General features: G+C 72.1%; 1 pseudogene. It reads left to right on the top strand.

Features of this window, described 5'->3' with window-relative positions:
- Nucleotides 1-268 (top strand): annotated as a pseudogene (locus MKL09_RS27255) (helix-turn-helix domain-containing protein); the annotation flags it as partial.
- Nucleotides 269-387 lie beyond the last annotated feature (119 nt).

Below are 387 nucleotides of genomic sequence, written 5' to 3'. Positions count from 1 at the left end.
CATTTCCCAGCCTCGTGTAGGATCGCCCAGGAGGGCCGTCGGCTCGCGCCCGCGCACGGATGCCTCGATGGAGCGCCGTCGCCGCTGGGCCGCCTCGGGGCGGCTTCCACCGGGGCTCGCGGCCCGGTTCACGCTGGCCGTGCAGGCGGTCCTCGCCCTGGTGGCTGCCGAGGTCGTGCGTCGGAAGGATTGTCGCCTGTCGATCGAGAACATGGCCGCGGTGGCCGGCGTGTGCCGGTCTACGGTTAAGAACGCGATCCGCGAGGCGCCGGCGAGGTCCAGGCCCGGTTCGAGGAACTCGACGGCTACGCCCTGGAGGGCCGCGCCCGCGAGGTGCTCGATGGCCTCAGCTTCAGCCAGGAGATGATGGACGGCGATGTCGGCGCC

It is taken from the genome of Methylobacterium sp. J-048 (assembly GCF_022829515.1).
Classification (GTDB): domain Bacteria; phylum Pseudomonadota; class Alphaproteobacteria; order Rhizobiales; family Beijerinckiaceae; genus Methylobacterium.
Note: the sequence above shows the minus strand (reverse complement) of the source record. Positions and strands in the feature narration are given on the sequence as shown.